At 32.6% G+C, this 16727-nt stretch carries 18 protein-coding genes; all 18 read left to right on the plus strand.

Translation table 11 applies throughout. The features are described 5' to 3' along the window. The first annotated feature begins 53 nt into the window (after positions 1–53). The 18 genes from OXQ85_RS02320 (at position 54) to OXQ85_RS02405 (ending at position 16703) form a co-directional block, all read left to right on the plus strand. The gene (locus OXQ85_RS02320) at positions 54–944 is read left to right on the plus strand and encodes a hypothetical protein (protein ID WP_267402104.1); all 891 of its coding nucleotides are present in this window, start codon (positions 54–56) and stop codon (positions 942–944) included. Positions 945–1091: 147 nt separating this feature from the next. Continuing rightward, entirely contained in the window at positions 1092–1370 is a 279-nt protein-coding gene (locus tag OXQ85_RS02325; RefSeq protein WP_039369684.1) for a co-chaperone GroES, read from the plus strand. Positions 1371–1634: 264 nt separating this feature from the next. After that, the gene (gene groL, locus OXQ85_RS02330) at positions 1635–3260 is read left to right on the plus strand and encodes a chaperonin GroEL (protein ID WP_267402105.1); all 1626 of its coding nucleotides are present in this window, start codon (positions 1635–1637) and stop codon (positions 3258–3260) included. Positions 3261–3332: 72 nt separating this feature from the next. Beyond that, a complete protein-coding gene (locus tag OXQ85_RS02335; RefSeq protein ID WP_267402106.1) occupies positions 3333–4046 on the plus strand; it encodes a hypothetical protein in 714 nt (237 codons plus the stop codon). A 253-nt stretch (positions 4047–4299) separates the two neighbouring features. Continuing rightward, the gene (locus OXQ85_RS02340) at positions 4300–5169 is read left to right on the plus strand and encodes a nucleotide-binding protein (protein WP_267402107.1); all 870 of its coding nucleotides are present in this window, start codon (positions 4300–4302) and stop codon (positions 5167–5169) included. Positions 5170–5174: 5 nt separating this feature from the next. After that, positions 5175–5405 carry a hypothetical protein gene (locus OXQ85_RS02345; RefSeq protein WP_267402108.1) on the plus strand — a complete coding sequence of 77 codons (231 nt, stop codon included), beginning with the start codon at positions 5175–5177 and terminating at the stop codon, positions 5403–5405. A gap of 517 nt (positions 5406–5922) precedes the next feature. After that, positions 5923–6174, plus strand: coding sequence for a type II toxin-antitoxin system ParD family antitoxin (locus OXQ85_RS02350; protein ID WP_267402109.1), 252 nt, complete (start codon positions 5923–5925; stop codon positions 6172–6174). Continuing rightward, on the plus strand, positions 6167–6466 hold the full coding sequence (locus OXQ85_RS02355) for a type II toxin-antitoxin system RelE/ParE family toxin (protein WP_267402110.1): 300 nt from the start codon (positions 6167–6169) through the stop codon (positions 6464–6466). Before OXQ85_RS02350 ends, OXQ85_RS02355 begins: the two co-directional genes overlap by 8 nt. Positions 6467–6626: 160 nt before the next feature. Further along, entirely contained in the window at positions 6627–7715 is a 1089-nt protein-coding gene (locus OXQ85_RS02360; RefSeq protein ID WP_267402111.1) for a T9SS C-terminal target domain-containing protein, read from the plus strand. Between the two features lie 132 nt (positions 7716–7847). Next, positions 7848–8660 (plus strand): helix-turn-helix domain-containing protein, encoded by an 813-nt coding sequence (locus OXQ85_RS02365; protein WP_267402112.1) that lies wholly within the window; start codon positions 7848–7850, stop codon positions 8658–8660. A 69-nt stretch (positions 8661–8729) separates the two neighbouring features. Next, the gene (locus OXQ85_RS02370) at positions 8730–10403 is read left to right on the plus strand and encodes an alpha/beta hydrolase-fold protein (protein ID WP_267402113.1); all 1674 of its coding nucleotides are present in this window, start codon (positions 8730–8732) and stop codon (positions 10401–10403) included. A 30-nt stretch (positions 10404–10433) separates the two neighbouring features. Beyond that, positions 10434–11069: a hypothetical protein gene (locus tag OXQ85_RS02375; protein WP_267402114.1), complete on the plus strand. Its 636-nt coding sequence runs from the start codon at positions 10434–10436 to the stop codon at positions 11067–11069. A gap of 17 nt (positions 11070–11086) precedes the next feature. After that, entirely contained in the window at positions 11087–11380 is a 294-nt protein-coding gene (locus OXQ85_RS02380; protein ID WP_267402115.1) for a DUF2695 domain-containing protein, read from the plus strand. Between the two features lie 19 nt (positions 11381–11399). Then, positions 11400–11795, plus strand: a complete 396-nt coding sequence (locus OXQ85_RS02385; protein ID WP_267402116.1) for a hypothetical protein — start codon at positions 11400–11402, stop codon at positions 11793–11795. 327 nt (positions 11796–12122) lie between these two features. Continuing rightward, positions 12123–14186 carry a M48 family metallopeptidase gene (locus OXQ85_RS02390; RefSeq protein ID WP_267402117.1) on the plus strand — a complete coding sequence of 688 codons (2064 nt, stop codon included), beginning with the start codon at positions 12123–12125 and terminating at the stop codon, positions 14184–14186. A gap of 22 nt (positions 14187–14208) precedes the next feature. Then, positions 14209–15165 (plus strand): DUF2157 domain-containing protein, encoded by a 957-nt coding sequence (locus OXQ85_RS02395; protein ID WP_267402118.1) that lies wholly within the window; start codon positions 14209–14211, stop codon positions 15163–15165. Further along, on the plus strand, positions 15155–16228 hold the full coding sequence (locus tag OXQ85_RS02400; RefSeq protein ID WP_267402119.1) for a DUF4401 domain-containing protein: 1074 nt from the start codon (positions 15155–15157) through the stop codon (positions 16226–16228). The genes OXQ85_RS02395 and OXQ85_RS02400 overlap by 11 nt, the downstream gene beginning before the upstream one ends. Next, positions 16215–16703, plus strand: coding sequence for a GDYXXLXY domain-containing protein (locus tag OXQ85_RS02405; protein ID WP_267402120.1), 489 nt, complete (start codon positions 16215–16217; stop codon positions 16701–16703). Before OXQ85_RS02400 ends, OXQ85_RS02405 begins: the two co-directional genes overlap by 14 nt. Positions 16704–16727 lie beyond the last annotated feature (24 nt).

Genomic DNA, 16727 nt, shown 5'->3' on the forward strand with positions numbered 1-16727 from the left:
TTCTGGATACTTTTTTTTTAGATTTGCTTCCGATAAAAAACTTTAAAATATCCATGAAAAAACTTAGCCTTTTATTGCTGTTTATTCTTTCTGTACAGAACTTTTTCGCTCAATCTTTACAATTTTACACCGGAAAAAGAGATTTTATCCCTATCGAAATTTTAATGGAAGACGGAAGTACGAAAAAAGGATTTGCTCAGGATTTTATGCTTCCCGATGTGGCCACTTTCAGCATGATGGGAAAAGGTCATAAATATGCGAATCTGGACAGAAAAGAAGTAAAATTTAAATCTTCTAAAAATGATGCTCAGGTACAATTAATCCCTGTTTCGGATATTAAAAGTCTGCTTTATACTAATGAAGAAACGCAGGAACAATTTCAGCTGGATAAACGTCTTGTAAAAGAAATCAACAAAGATCAGGAGCTAGAATCTGAAGGAAAAGTATTGATGCTCCCTTTGATGGAAAAAGGAGCCATCAACCTTTACGGTTACCGAAGCATGATGTGTAAGGCAGATTTTGGAAATAATTTCGCGGCAGGTTTTAACGGAAACGAAGACAATTGTCAGTTGATGTATGTAATGATTTATTTGAGTAAGCCCGATGATACGGTTGCTATTGCACCGGTGGATTATCCTTCGTTAAGCGCTTTAGATTTATTTAATCTTAAAACATTATACAAAAAGTTTTACACAGCCTACGAAATGATTGGAGCCGACTGCCCTGAATTTCTAAAAAAAGTGGATGAAGCAAGACAAAAAGATTATTTCTCCAACAAAACATTTAAGGAAAAGAAAAGAGCAACCGATGATGAAAGAAAAGCAGCCTTGAAAGGAAAAAAAGGAGCCGAAGCATCAAGAATTAATATGAAATACAAATCAGAAACATACACTGATATTTATAAAAAATTAATCGACGATTACAAAGATTCTTGTCATAAATAAAATACAAGTCACCTCAAAAACAGGTGACTTTTTTTCTGCCAAAATTTCCACTCCCGGAAAATAAAGTCTGCCATTTCCGTCACGAACAATCGATGGCACGCATTTAGGGAATTACAACACAGAAATAATTAAAAAATTAAATATATTATGTCAGTAAACTTTAAACCATTGGCAGACAGAGTTTTGGTAGAACCAATCGCTGCAGAAACTAAAACAGCTTCAGGTATTATTATCCCGGATACTGCAAAAGAAAAACCTCAAGAAGGTACGGTAGTGGCAGTTGGCCCTGGTAAAAAAGATGAGCCTACAACTGTAAAAGTGGGTGACAAAGTTCTTTATGGAAAATATTCAGGTTCTGAATTGAAATTAGAAGGAAAAGATTATTTAATTGTAAAAGAAGGAGATCTTTTAGGTATCATCGGATAAGATGTTATTCTATATTTAAATTTAAACATTAAGAAGTTTAGATAATTAAACCTTAAAGACTGATTAAGAATATCTCCGATATTTAAGCCTCTTGCTTAATTTTGCCAAAGGCAAATTCTTAAAATACCTTTATTAAATTTATTTCTTAAATTCTTAATGTTCATTTAAAATTTAAACAAGCTAAGATTAAATTAAAAAATTAAAAATAAACTCGCGAATTGCTAAAGCCAAGAGCCAAAAGCAAATCGCCAAAAGCTTAAAATAATGGCAAAAGAAATAAAATTCGATATTGAATCAAGAGACGCTTTAAAAAGAGGTGTTGATGCATTGGCTAATGCAGTAAAAGTAACTTTAGGACCAAAAGGTAGAAACGTGGTAATCGAAAAATCTTTCGGTGCACCTCACGTTACTAAAGATGGTGTTTCTGTTGCAAAAGAAATCGAACTTGAAGACAGAGTAGAAAACATGGGAGCACAAATGGTAAAAGAAGTGGCTTCCAAAACTAATGATATCGCAGGAGACGGTACTACTACCGCTACTGTTTTGGCACAGGCTATCGTAAGAGAAGGTCTTAAGAACGTAGCTGCAGGTGCAAACCCAATGGACTTGAAGAGAGGGATCGACAAAGCTGTAACTGCTGTTGTTGAAAACTTAAAAACTCAGTCTCAGGCTGTTGGAGATTCTACAGATAAAGTAAAGCAAGTAGCTTCTGTATCTGCTAACAACGACGAAACAATCGGTGCTTTGATCGCTGAAGCTTTCGGAAAAGTGGGTAAAGAAGGTGTTATTACTGTAGAAGAAGCTAAAGGTATCGATACAACAGTGGACGTTGTAGAAGGTATGCAGTTTGACAGAGGATACCAGTCACCATATTTCGTGACTAACCCTGAGAAAATGTTAGCTGAGCTAGAAAATCCATACATCCTTTTAGTTGAGAAGAAAATCTCTTCAATGAAAGAATTACTTCCTGTTCTTGAACCAATCGCTCAAGGTGGTAAATCTTTATTAATCATCTCTGAAGAAGTTGAAGGTGAAGCTTTGGCAACTTTAGTGGTAAACAAATTGAGAGGTTCTCTTAAAATTGCTGCTGTAAAAGCTCCAGGATTCGGAGACAGAAGAAAAGCAATGTTGGAAGATATCGCAATCCTTACAGGGGGTACTGTTATTTCTGAGGAACAAGGTTTCACAATGGAAAACATTACAATCGATATGTTGGGAACTGCTGAGAAAGTATCTATCGATAAAGACAACACAACGATCGTAAACGGTGGTGGTGAAGAAAGCAAAATCAAAGGAAGAGTTGCACAGATTAAAGCTCAGATGGAAACTTCTACTTCTGATTACGATAAAGAAAAATTGCAGGAAAGATTGGCTAAACTAGCTGGTGGTGTTGCAGTTCTTTACGTAGGTGCAGCTTCTGAAGTTGAAATGAAAGAGAAAAAAGACAGAGTTGATGATGCCCTTCACGCTACAAGAGCAGCCGTTGAAGAAGGTATCGTAGCTGGTGGTGGTGTTGCTTTGGTAAGAGCTATCGCTTCTTTAGAGGCTCTTTCAGGATCAAATGCTGACGAAAATACAGGGATCAAGATCGTGAAAAGAGCAATCGAAGAGCCATTGAGACAAATCGTTGCTAACGCAGGTGGTGAAGGTTCTGTAATCGTTGCTAAAGTTGCAGAAGGAAACGGAGACTTCGGATACAACGCTAAAACTGACGAGTACGTAAACATGCTTGAAGCAGGGATCATCGACCCTACAAAAGTAACAAGAGTTGCTCTTGAAAACGCAGCTTCTGTTTCGGGAATGCTTCTTACAACTGAATGTGTTATCACTGAAGTGAAAAGCGCTGAACCAGCTATGCCAATGGGTGGCGGAATGCCGGGAATGATGTAGCAGCGTGTCGCTGAGACAATATAAATTAAACCGTTCTGCTTTTGTGGAGCGGTTTTTTAATAAAAATTAATTATGCAAAATTTTAGAAAATTTGGAATTATCCCTAAAAATGAAGTTGTTTGGCAAGAAATATTTTTAATTGAATATGATATTAATCTGTCAATTGATGCTTTAAAAGCTATGATTGATTTACAAGATAAAGCTTACTCTGTTGTAGATGAAGAATTATATAAAAAGATGAAAGCAACACGGCGGAATAATGGATTTATGGAAGAGAATGAATTAGAACAATATATTACACATTTACACGGTATTGAGGAGAATATTTTAATTGAACTAGATAACATTCAAACTGCAAATCAAATAGGTGCTATATTTAGTGTCTTTGAAAATAAAATGAAAATGATTTGTGAAAAGTTAAAAAAAGATTTTAACTATCAGTTTCCCAAAAAAGAAGGATCATATATTCCTTATTTTTGGAAGATATTAAAAGGATTTCTTAAAGAAAAATCAGTTTATGTAGAAAAATATTATACTCCGATATATAATAAATATGTTATTAGGAATATATTAAGTCATCAGAATAGGGTAGCCGAAAACAAACAATTTGAAGCGTTTAAACATCTTGAAGAAATAGAGACTGTGGAATCTGAAAACGAGCATTATATAGTAAGAATAAATAGTCAATTTTGTGAAGTTTTATTATCTGAAATTAATATTTTTTTTGAAAATCTTATTTTAGCTTTAAAAGCTAGAACATCCAATATATTCATGGACTTACAATAAAGACCCTGCTGGTGCGAGCGTCTCGCTCGTATAAATAAATATAAAAACACTCAATTACAAGAGCGGTTTCTATTTAAAATATATTTCCCATAAGAACCAACTATTAGTAGCTTATTTAAGCAAAAAATATAACAATAATACAAAAGGCAGATACACATATAGCAAATTATAAACAAAAATAATCATTATATAATTTCACTTGCCTATATTTCAAAGTTTCTTATATTTGAGAATTATCAAACCTGCAAAAACTATGGCCAAAAAGACAAATCAGCATAAAGAAATTCCACAAACTGAATTATTAATTTCCCAAGAAGAGTTTAAAAAGTCTTTAGGCGAGAGAATCAAAATCGGAGAAGAAATTTCACAAAAAAAAATTGGATCGATTTCTGAATTTGAAGAATTAAAAGAAAAATATAATATTTGGAATGATTACAATTCTGAATATTTAAAACAATCTTTCAATAATGAATATAACGAATATAGGGACCGGTATGATAAATGTGCTCTATTTATTGGTTTTGCTCAAGGAGTTAGAGCACAAACACCTAATGATAAAGTATTACATTTTAACGAAGTATTAAACGCAAAAATTTTTAATTTGAAAAAATTGGAAATTAAAGCTGATTTATTAAAAAGTAAAATTGAAAAAAGTAAAAACGGAAAAGAAGATATTATGATTTCTAATAGGATATTTATTGTTCACGGTCATGATGACAGAACTAAAATTGATGTAGCAAGAACTATTGAAAAACTTGGATTAGAACCAATTATTTTATCTGAACAACCAAATCAGGGGCAAACTATTATTGAAAAATTTGAACTTCATTCGGACGTAGATTTTGCTATTATTATTCTAACAGCAGATGATTTAGGAAGAGCTAAAAAAGAAGCAGAAGATAAATATAGAGCAAGGCAAAATGTAATTATTGAGATGGGCTACTTTATTGGTAAATTAGGGAGAAATAAAATATTTCCTCTTTATGAAAATGGTGTTGAGCTTCCTAGTGATGTACATGGAGTTTTATACACTCCTCTGGATGAAATTGGAAATTGGAAATTTAAATTAGCAAAAGAATTAAATGCCTGTGGATATAATGTTGATGCAAATAAAATATTATAAGTATTATGAGAGCATACAATTTTGAAGATTTTAATATTGGCGATAGTGTTTATCACAAATCGAATAAAAAAATAAAAATGATAGTGATTACAACTGACTCTGAAACAAAAGAAATTAAATGTAGATGGATTGACAACAATGGTCAAAAGATAGAAGATGAATTTCTATTTGTAGAACTGATTAATGCTGATGATTATGACAATGATAATAGAATTAGAATTGCGTCGCTATTATAAAAACTCCTCCCCACGCTAATGCGAGCGTCTCGCTCGTATCAATAAATATAAAAATCGCTCAATTCCAAGAGCGGTTTTTCATTTTAAATATAGCAATGTAGATTAATATTCTTCCGTTGTAAAAAAACATTCTTGTGATGTAAGTTCGCTTTGTTACAATGTCATTTCACTTTTTTACGATGTAGTTTTACATTCTTGCGATGTAAGTTTACTTTGCTGCAATGTCATTTCACTTTTTTAAGATGTAAGTTTACATTCTTGCGATGTAACTTCACTTTGTCGCAATGTCATTTCACTTTCTTACGATGTAACTTTACATTCTTGCGATGTAAGTTCACTTTTTTACGATGTAATTTTATATTATCCCCAGTTGGTACTTGTATCAATAAATATAAAGCCTCCCAATTCTTTCCATTTCAAAACAAAATCAATAATGTATAGTATAGATTTACAATCATAACAAAATTACCACTTGCCTCAATTACCAATTTTTGGTAACTTCACTAAAAATTATAAAATGGGACGAAATACATCTGTTTCTTTGGGCGATTACTTTGAAAATTTTGTAGATAATAGAGTTTCAGAGGGAAGATATAAAAATGCAAGCGAGGTAATTCGTGCGGGTTTAAGATTATTGGAAGAAGAAGAAAATAAAATTCAACTTCTGAGAAATGCCATTCAGGAAGGAATTGATAGTGGAATCGCAAAAGATTTTAATTCAACACAACATTTTGAATTTTTAAAAGCCAAAATGAAAAAGAATGGCTAAATATTTCTTAACGAATAAAGCTGTTCAGGATTTATCTGAGATTTACGAATATACTTATACCTGTTGGTCTGAAACACAAGCCGAAAAATATTATCTCGAACTCATTGATTTTTGTCAGATGTTAAGTGAAAATCCAAATATTGGAAAAAGCTATCCTGTAATTGATCAAGATCTTTTAGGCTTTCCCGCACAAAAACATATCATTTTTTACAAGTCCATATCAAAAGATGAGATAGAAATTATCAGAATTCTGGGAGGTAATATGGATCTAAAAAATAGACTTCACGAATAGCTTAAATCGAAAACCAGACGTTGTGAATTCACAATCCGTCACTTTTCCCTATCTTTAAAACCAAATCCCAACACCATTGAAAACAAAATCATTCCTCCTTTCAATTTTCGGCTTATTCTTCGCAAATGCACAAACCCTAAATTTCAAACATCTCTCAGATATGTCTATCGGAAGAGGAGCGATAAGCAGTGTCATTGTAGATGATAATATATATGTGAGCAATGGTTATAAAAACACTGATGGTAATGGTAATTTTATCGAGAAATACAATATTAAAGACAACCGCTGGAGTATCATCAACTCTACGCTGTTTCCCAAAAGATTCGCCAATTCGGAGACTTACAATAATAAAATTTATATTTTTAACGGTTGGGGAAATAGCCATCTTGAAATTCTAGACCTTGAAACCAATAAAATAACAAAAGGAGCTGTTAACCGTGCCTACACAGGACATGCAGGTTCTGCCATCCACAACGGAAAAATATATACGTTCGGCGGCAGCGGACTAAATAATGCTTCAACCACTGTATTTTCCAATAGATTCCAATACTATGATATTGCTTCAGATACATGGAATCCGTTACCCGATATGCCAACAGCCAGAGAAACAAAGGGCAAAATTGTGAATGATAAGTTGTATGTGATTGGTGGTTTTAACGGTACGTCGTCCCGTCTTATCAATGTTTTCGATCTCAACAAAAATCAATGGACTGAGCAGTATACGATGCCTGCTCCGATTTCCGGTCATTCATTGGCGGTATCCGGTAATAAGATTTTTATTGCTGGAGGGTATAATAATCAAACTTTTCTGGCCTATTTTGATACAGAAACCAATAAATTGCATCAATTATCATCCAATATGATCCCGCGAAGACATGCTGCTGCAGAAATTTATAACAATAAATTATACATCATTGGTGGAAGTACAACGTCTTCAACCAAATCAGCAATTAAAAGCATTCAAGTTGCGGATATTGGCGAAGAGGCACTTTCTACTAAAAATACTGATGAAGATGTTTTTAAATCAAAAGTGTATACCAATGCCCACAGAGATGGTTTCGTCATCAGCAATAAAAACAACAGCAATCAGTTTGAATTTACTGTCTATACAATGGATGGAAAAGAAATCTGGAAAGACGTTGCGTATTACAACAAAAATATAGACTTAACAAAAGTACGTCGCGGAACTTACATTTTTACGTATAAAAATGAAAAAGGAGAATTGCAGAAAGTTAGAGTTATGAGGTAAAATTAATAGGCTGGAAGAAGGAAGCTTGAGGTTAGAAGTTATTTTCCCTCGAAAACGAGTCTTTTTATACTCGAATTTTTAGCAAAGAATTGAGTACAAAAAAATTTATTAATTTATTTTTGCTAGTGTAAAATGCAGGAAATATTTAAAACATTCAAGCCACAACATTCTACCATAAAAAAATATGTAGATTATTATTATTTGGATATTAAACCAAATAATAAGGTGACTGAATATGATTGCTTTCCTCATTTCAACAGCACAATTTCGCTGTATCAATCTCATATTCGGGCAGAAAACGGAGAAATTATTTTTAACGAAAAAGCTAAACCCTTTCAGATTTTCACCCCGATTCGGGAAAAGGTACTGCATGTGAAACAGACGGGAAAAGTGTATAGAATAGTGCTTGTTTTTCATCCATTGGGTATTCAGCAGTTCTATAGAAACCTCAATTTCGCTGATTATATTCTTGATGGTGAATTTTTTAATGAAGCTGAATTGCATGAAATTTTCTCTACGACAGATACAGAAATTCTGGTCAATTCATTAGATTCTATTTTAACCAAAAGATTTATTTTATTTAAAAATACAGTTATAGAGCAAACTCTTCAGTTTATTTTTAATGCAGAGGAAAATTTTTCGGTGGCACAAGTTTCAGAAAAAGTAGGAATCAGCAGGCAACACCTTAATCGTGTTTTTCAATTATATTTAGGCGTTTCCGTTAAAAAATTCTATGAAATTGTACTTTTCAGAAATACCATCAATAAAAAATTGTTTGAAAATCCTGATGAAAATTTCACCACGCTGGCACACGAATTTAATTTTAATGATCAGTCACATTTCAATAAAATTTATAAAAACCTGACGCAAAAATCCCCTACAGTATTTTTCAACAAAGGAACAATCTTAGGAAAAGAAGATACATTCTGGCATGTGGAACCTTAGCTCTCATGTTCCATTTTTACAAGTTTTTGTGAGTTTATATTTTTAGTTTTGTCTCATTAATTAATAGTCATGAGATTTTACGTCATCGTATTTTTGGTTTTGTCTTTCTTTTTTACAAAAGCACAGGAAAATTATTCATCCTTAACGAGAAAAGCATTGGAAACAATGTGGAAAGCCAAAACGGAACAGGATTATCAAAAGGCGTTAGACATGTACGAAAATGCTTTTGCAACATATCCCGATCATATAGACGGAACTGGTCTCTATAAAGCTTCGGTATTGGCTTCTGAATTAAAAAATAATGATAAAGCCTTTCAATATTTAACACCTTTGGCCGCGATGAAAACCACAGAAGACGGTTATCCGGGATGGATTTATTTAGCCGGAAAATATTCGGATGAAGAATATAAAAATCTATTGGCAGACCCGAGATGGAAAGATTTGAAACAAAAGGCACTCCAGGATAAAGAAAATTTTTATCATGATTTAAAAGAAAAGGAAAACGAGTTTTATAGCATCAATCCAAATGATTTGAAAGGTATTCAAAATCCGGAAGCACTTTATAAAGCCATTAGGAATTTCAATCCATATCAGGTTAAAAAAGATCGGGACTATTCTATTTCATTTAAAATAAATAATTCAGCCACCACATCGTATTTCATTCATTTACCTAAAAATTATCAGCCTGAAAAAAAATATGCGTTGCTTTTTTTCCTGCATGGTGCCGTAAAAAATAATGCGCTGACAGATTATCAGTTCGCCAACGGAAATTTAGACGGTTGGAACCGATATTACACCCAATATGCAGACCAAAATGATGTGATTCTCGTTTTCCCTAAAGGCAGTAAGCAATACAACTGGATGGCTCCCGACAATGGATTTTTTATGGTTCCCGAAATGTTGAAACAAATAAAAAAAGCCATTAATATTGATGATAATAAAGTTTTTATTTCAGGGCATTCCAATGGAGCTACAGGTTCTTTTTCGTATCTGATGAAAAAGCCTACTCCGTTTGCTGGCTTTTATGGATTTAACACCTATCCCAAAGTTTTTACTGGAGGAACTTTTGTGGAAAATGCTAAAAACCGTTCGTTTATCAACTTTTCTACGGATGAAGATTATTATTATCCTCCCAATGCGAATGATGATTTTACCCAACTGATGAAAAGTATTTCCGCAGATTATAAAGAATATCGATATAATGGATTTCCACATTGGTTTCCACAATTTGATGAATCAGAACCTGCTTATAAAATTCTTTTTGATGATGTAATTCAACGAAAGAGAAATCCTCTTCCTAAAAAAATTTCATGGGAATTTGATGATGAAAAATATGATGCGATCGACTGGATTTCAAATATAAAATTAGATACTGTAAACTCTTATCAAAAAAATAAAGAATTAAACTTTAAAATCACCAAATGGCTGGAATACGATACAAAAGACAGTTTACAAACGAAAATTGTGAACAAAAATGCTTTTGATTTTCCGAGAAAATCGGCAAAAATAAAAGCGGAATTTCATGATAATACTTTCCAATTAGAAACGTCCAATATTTCTTCTTTATCAATCAATATTTCACCTGAAATGGTTAATCTCAAAAAGAGAATTAAAATTTATGTCAACGGAAAATTATATTTTAAAAACAAAATAAAGTATAATCGTGAATTTATGTTGAAAAACTTTGAGAATAATCATGACAGAGAACAGGTTTGGATGAATTGGGTGGAGATTGAGATTTAATACTTAAATTAGTTTTTTTTATTTTAAACCATGATCTCAACCAAAAACCCTTCACTCCTACCCTCTTCACAACAATTAAAAAATATCTGTAAAGCCATTTCTGTTTTAGATGCTATTCTTTCGCAGGAATGGGAATATCGTTATTATTCTTACAACAATAAATGGTCTGATCATGAAGAATTTTTCGAAATGCGGGATGGCTCGGGAGGTCAAATGCTTATTTTATTTACTCACAATGGTTGTGTGATTAATGGTTTCGCCCACGAATATTCACAACCTAATAAACAAAAATTAACAGCCAACTTGCCTCAAGTTTTCCATGAATTTATTTTTGGAGAACCTGTCAATTCAATTGGAACAACATTTTGTCTTTGGACAACTCATGAAAACCATTGGCAAACAGGAGAAATCGAAAATAATGAAGATCATTCTGAAGAAATGTTGAATATATTTGATGGAAATCCAAAAACTTACATCGACTGGGCAACAGAATATTTTGAAGATAGTTATAAAGAATCCGGAATTCCTTTAGAGACGGTCACAAAAATCTATAACGGAGAAATAGTAACCAAAGAAATGGTTTTAAACCTCGTTGACGAGCTGGAAGATTGGGAACAACTGGAAAATGATCTTCAGGAAATTGGCTATCCTTATCGTTTTGATTAATAAAGAACAGTTAAGCTATGGATAAAAATGAAAAAGAACGAAGAAAGCAACTTCGAAACGAATTAAGACAAAAACAACAGGAAGAATTTGAAAATAGTCTTCCTATGGATCGAATTTATTTTGAACAACTTTTCGATTTCTTGGATATTCAGTTGGAAGAAGTTGGTTGTAATGATACCAATATAATAACTGTAGAATTCTTAGAAAAAAATAAAATTCAAAATATTGAAATTGTTCTCGGTTGGTTAGTTGAAAATGGTGGTTATTGTGATTGTGAAATTTTGGCGAATGTGGAAGAACTTTTTGAATAGAATTAAATACTGAACAACAATGAACGCAAAACTCGACACCACTTTATTCTACGTAAAAAATGTAGAATTAATCAAAAATTTTTATGTTGAACATTTTAATTTCACAATTCTTGAAGAAGATTCTTCTTGGGCATTGTTGAATGCAGGTTCGTCTCATATTGCATTTCATAAAATTGGCGAAGAATATTTACAACAAATTTCCAAAGATCATCAGTTTGATAATAATACAAAACTGATATTCGAGATTGATATTGACATCCTTTTGGCTCGAAACGAATTACTTTCAAAGAACGTAAGAATGCGCGAAATAAAAACCTTTGAAAATTATGATTTTTGGTTGTGCGATGGCTTAGATCCTGAAGGAAATGTTTTTCAGTTGAAAAGCAGAAAACAATCCGGAAGTAAAAATTATTAACTAAATATTATTTTGTCGATAAATATCTACAATCAAAACGAAATATATCTACATCTTTTATTATGTTCATAGGTATTTCAGAAACTATCTTTGTAACAACAAATAAGACAACTATTAAAAAATTAACCTTTTGATTCTTCATTAAACACAAATGATGAGAAAGAATCAAAACCCTCTAATACACACAAATGATAAAATCCCAAACCTCCGCAAAAAATGTCGGAGGTTTTGTTATTTAACCAATAACTCAAACCTCTGGGCTTACCTTTTTCAATTCTAAATCAAGCAGTTTATCATTTTTTCTTATTATTGTAAAAAATTATTTCCATGTACATTCAAGTTTCCGAAGATTTCAGGAAGAAAAGCAAATCTGCCATTTTCGCGATCAGCATCTTCATTATCGTTTATATTCTCATGTTTCTTTTCACCATTTTGCTGGCGATGGCATGTATTGGTGTAGGAATATGGCTGATTGCTATTAAACCTATGTTTGTAACGATAATGCTGGGCTTAGGTCTTGCCGGAACCGGACTTTTCGTATTTTATTTCATCATTAAATTTTTGTTTAAAAAACATATTAATGATCGAAGCTATCTCACAGAAATCACCAAATCTGACGAGCCGGAACTTTTTGAAATGATTGATGAAATCGTAAAAGAAGCCGGAACCGATTTTCCCAAAAAAGTATATTTATCATACGATGTTAATGCAAGCGTTTTCTACGATTCCAGTTTTTGGAGCATGTTTTTTCCGATTAAAAAAAATCTTACCATCGGCGTTGGACTAATCAATACCTCAACAAAACAGGAACTGAAAGCCGTTCTTTCTCACGAATTTGGTCACTTTTCGCAACGTTCGATGAAAGTGGGAAGTTATGTGTATAATGTGAATAAAATTATTTTCAACCTTGTAAATGATGATGAATCTTATCGAAATTCTATTCAGCAATGGGCTAATATGAGCGGATATTTTTCACTTTTTGCTATGTTGGCGGTTTTTATCACAGGTAAAATCCAGTGGGTTTTGGTAAAGATGTATTCATTTGTGAACATCCGTCACATGGCACTTTCCCGAGAAATGGAGTTTCATGCCGATGAAGTTGCTGCCAATATTGCAGGATCAATTTCGTTGGAAGAATCTTTGTTGAGAATCGAGCTTGCCGCAGAATCTTATCAGAAAGTAATCAACTTTTACGAAAACAGAATTTCAAAAAATCAGGGAAGTCAGAATATTTATAAAGAACAGTTTTTTGTAATGAATTTCCTTGCGAAACAAAGTGAAGTCGAAACCAAAAACAATCTTCCGAACGTAAAACTTTCTGAATCCAGCCTTTTCAACAAATCAAAATTGGTCATCGAAAACCAATGGGCATCGCATCCTTCTCATGAAGAACGTATCGCAAGACTTCGAAAACTCAACATTGTAAAAGAAGCTGAAAACGAGCCCGCCAGAAATATTTTTAAAGATTTTGCTACAACTGAAGAAAAACTTACCACAAAATTATTCTCCAACGTAAAATATCAAAAAGATAAAATTGATCTTGATTTTGAAACATTTACTTCAGAATTTGAAAAGCAATTCAAAAAAGATTCATTTGATACAATTTTCAACGGGTATTACGACAATAAAAACCCGGATTTTAATGCTAAAGAAAATGTAGCGGCAAATGATATTTCGTTTGAAGAATTGTTCAGCAAAGAAAAAGTAGAACTGGTGTACACTTTATTGGCACTCGAAAGTGATAAGAAAACGATTGAAGCTGTCATCAGTAAAGAAATTCCTTTGAAAACATTTGATTACGACGGAAAAAAATACAAAGCCAACGAAGCCACAAAATTAATTCCACAGATCGATCATCAAATTTCAGAATTAAAACTTCAGATCCTTGAAAATGATTCTACTATTTATACGTATTTCTTAAAATCTGCTGAAAAATCTGGCAAAAAGCAAGAATTTGAAACTGCTTATAATAGTTTTGCCGCTTACGATAAAGAATATGAAGATCGTTTTAAAATATATACAGAAGTCGCTGCAGCCACAGCATTTATCAGTGAAAGAACACCTTTTGAACAAATTTCAATCAACTTTAAAAAATTAAAACCATTAGAAGAAAAATTGAAAGCTGAAATTCTTCCTTTTCTTAATAATGCCTTATTAACCGAAGATCTGGAAGAACAAACCATCAAAGATTTAAGATATTATATTGAAAAAGATCTGATTTATTTTAATAATGATCAATATCTGGATACGCATTTGCAATATATAATGAGTGCTGTTAATTTTCTGCCGTATTTTCTACATAAAAAATATTTTGTAATGAAAAAAGAGCTGTTATCAATGATGAAAACTATTGAAAATAAGCAAACTGCAGAACAGCCTAGTTTTAATTAAAATAAAGAAAAACACTAAACACATGAATGATATTCAACGGGAAGATATTCATCTCATCAATCGCCATCATACTATTTCGGAGCAAGCGATTGATAGGGCTTTAAAGGAAAAAATTTACAACGATTTGGAAAACTGGAAAAGATTTCTCCGTCTACTTTTGATGACGTTGGGAATAGGTTTTACCACCGCGGGCATCATTTTCTTTTTTGCCTACAATTGGACAGATCTTCACAAATTTGCTAAGTTGGGATTAACGGAAGCGCTTATTATTTTAACCACCGTCATCGCTTTACTTCCCAAACTCAAGCGCAGCACCCGAAATATTATTCTTACAGGATCTGCCTTTTTAGTGGGCGTTTTATTTGCCGTTTTCGGACAAATTTATCAGACGGGAGCGAATGCGTACGACTTCTTTTTGGCGTGGACGCTGTTTATTACTTTATGGGTTCTGGTTTCCAACTTTGCGCCGCTGTGGCTGCTGTATTTAGTATTAATCAATACCACAATCATCTTATATTCGCTGCAAGTGGCAAAAGAATGGCCAGAAATATTTGTAACCGCTGCTCTCTTCGTATTCAACAGTTTGGTTTTGATTGCCTCTATTCTGTTATCAAAATATAAAAAAATTGAGAATGTTCCGAGTTGGTTTACGTATGTTTTGGGATTGGCAATTGCTGTTTTTGGAACCTGCGCAGTTATTATCGGCATTTTAGACACCTATCAACCATTATTTCCGGTTTTAATGACGATCGTGATTGCAGTTTTTGTATTGGGAATCTGGTTTGGTTTAAAATCGAAAGACGGCTTTTATCTCGCGGTAATTCCGTTAAGTTTTATCATTATTATTTCCGCATTGCTTTTCAAGATGTCGGAAGATATCGGAATGTTTTTATTAGTCAGCATTTTTATTATTATCAGTGTGACTTTGGTAATTATGAATTTGATTAACCTTCAAAAAAAGTGGAAAAATGAAAACTAAAGAAGAAATAAAAGCATTCACAGATTATCTTCAGACAAAAGAAAACCGCGAAATTCTTTTTAACGAAGATGCTATTCTGGCAGATTATCAGAAAAATGACAATCATCAGTCTTTAGCGATAAAAATCCTTTCTATTTTTGGCGGAATTTTAGCAAGTTTAGCATTCATCGGCTTTTTGATGTTGGCGGGATTGTATGATTCAGATTTTGGATTGATATTCTTTGGGGTTATTTTACTGGGTTTCGGAATCGGAATCAGCAAAGTTCATGACAAAATTATTATTGATACATTGAGCATTTCTGCTTACATCATTGGTTTTGTATTGTTAGGATTCGGACTCGAAAAAATGGAAGTTCATGAAAATATCATTTGCTGTATTTTTATATTGATTTCATTGATTTCGCTATGCATTGTGAGAACTTATATTCTCACCTTCATCTCGGTTTTAATGATTAACGGTGCTATTATTACACTGCTTGTTTCTAATGAATTTTTTGGATTTGTTCAGCTTTATACTTCTTGTTTGGCAATATTGTTGGCTGTTTTTTATGTAAAAGAAGCGAAATTCATTACTTATAACAGTATCTTTTCAAAGCTATATGATCCTATTCGTATTGCGTTGGTATTTTCATTTTTATCCGGACTGATTATTGTGAGTAAAGCTGATCTTATTGAAACATCATTTGAAGATATTTGGATCACGTCTGCATTTTGTATTATTTCCATCATTTATTTGCTTTCTCATCTTTTTGAAATTTTAAAAATTCATAAACGGAAACATAAAACAGGAATTTACATTTTAACAGTAGTTTTACTTTTGCCAACTGTTTTATCACCCGCTATTTCAGGAGCGATCTTAATTATTCTGCTCAGTTTTTTGGTGAATTACAAAACCAGTCTGGTTATCGGAATTATTGCCTTTATTTATTTTATTTCCCAATACTATTATGATCTTCATTTTACCCTGCTTACCAAATCTATATTACTATTTTCTTCGGGTATTTTGTTTTTGGGACTTTATTTATTAACCCACAAAAAACTGAAATCTGATGAAAAAATATAAATGGCTTATCATTCTCTTCAATCTGATTATTTTACTGATTTACTTTAATTTTTCGGTATCAAAAAAGGAAGAGCTATTAAAAAATGGAAAGCTTGTTTTGCTTGCGTTGGCTCCTGTAGATCCACGTTCGCTGATGCAGGGGGATTATATGAGTTTACGTTACAGCATTTCAGAAAATATCGGCGCACAGAATATTCCTAAAAGAGGTTTTTGCGTGGTTCATTTAGACAAGAATGGAGTTGCCAACAAAGTTCGTTTTCAAAAAGAAAAGCTTCCTTTAAAAAAGGGCGAATATTTAATTGAATATACCTCATCCAATTCCTGGAACGTGAATATCGGGGCAGAATCTTTTTTCTTTCAGGAAGGTGAAGCCGAAAAATATGAAAAGGCAAAATACGGCGGAATAAAAATTGACGAAAACGGAAATAGCCTGTTGATTGGTTTGTTTGATGAAAAATTGAAGGAAATAAAATAATTCTCACTTAAGGATTCCCGTAAG

Source organism: Chryseobacterium sp. GM_Chr_2 (genome assembly GCF_026540445.1).
Lineage (GTDB): Bacteria > Bacteroidota > Bacteroidia > Flavobacteriales > Weeksellaceae > Chryseobacterium.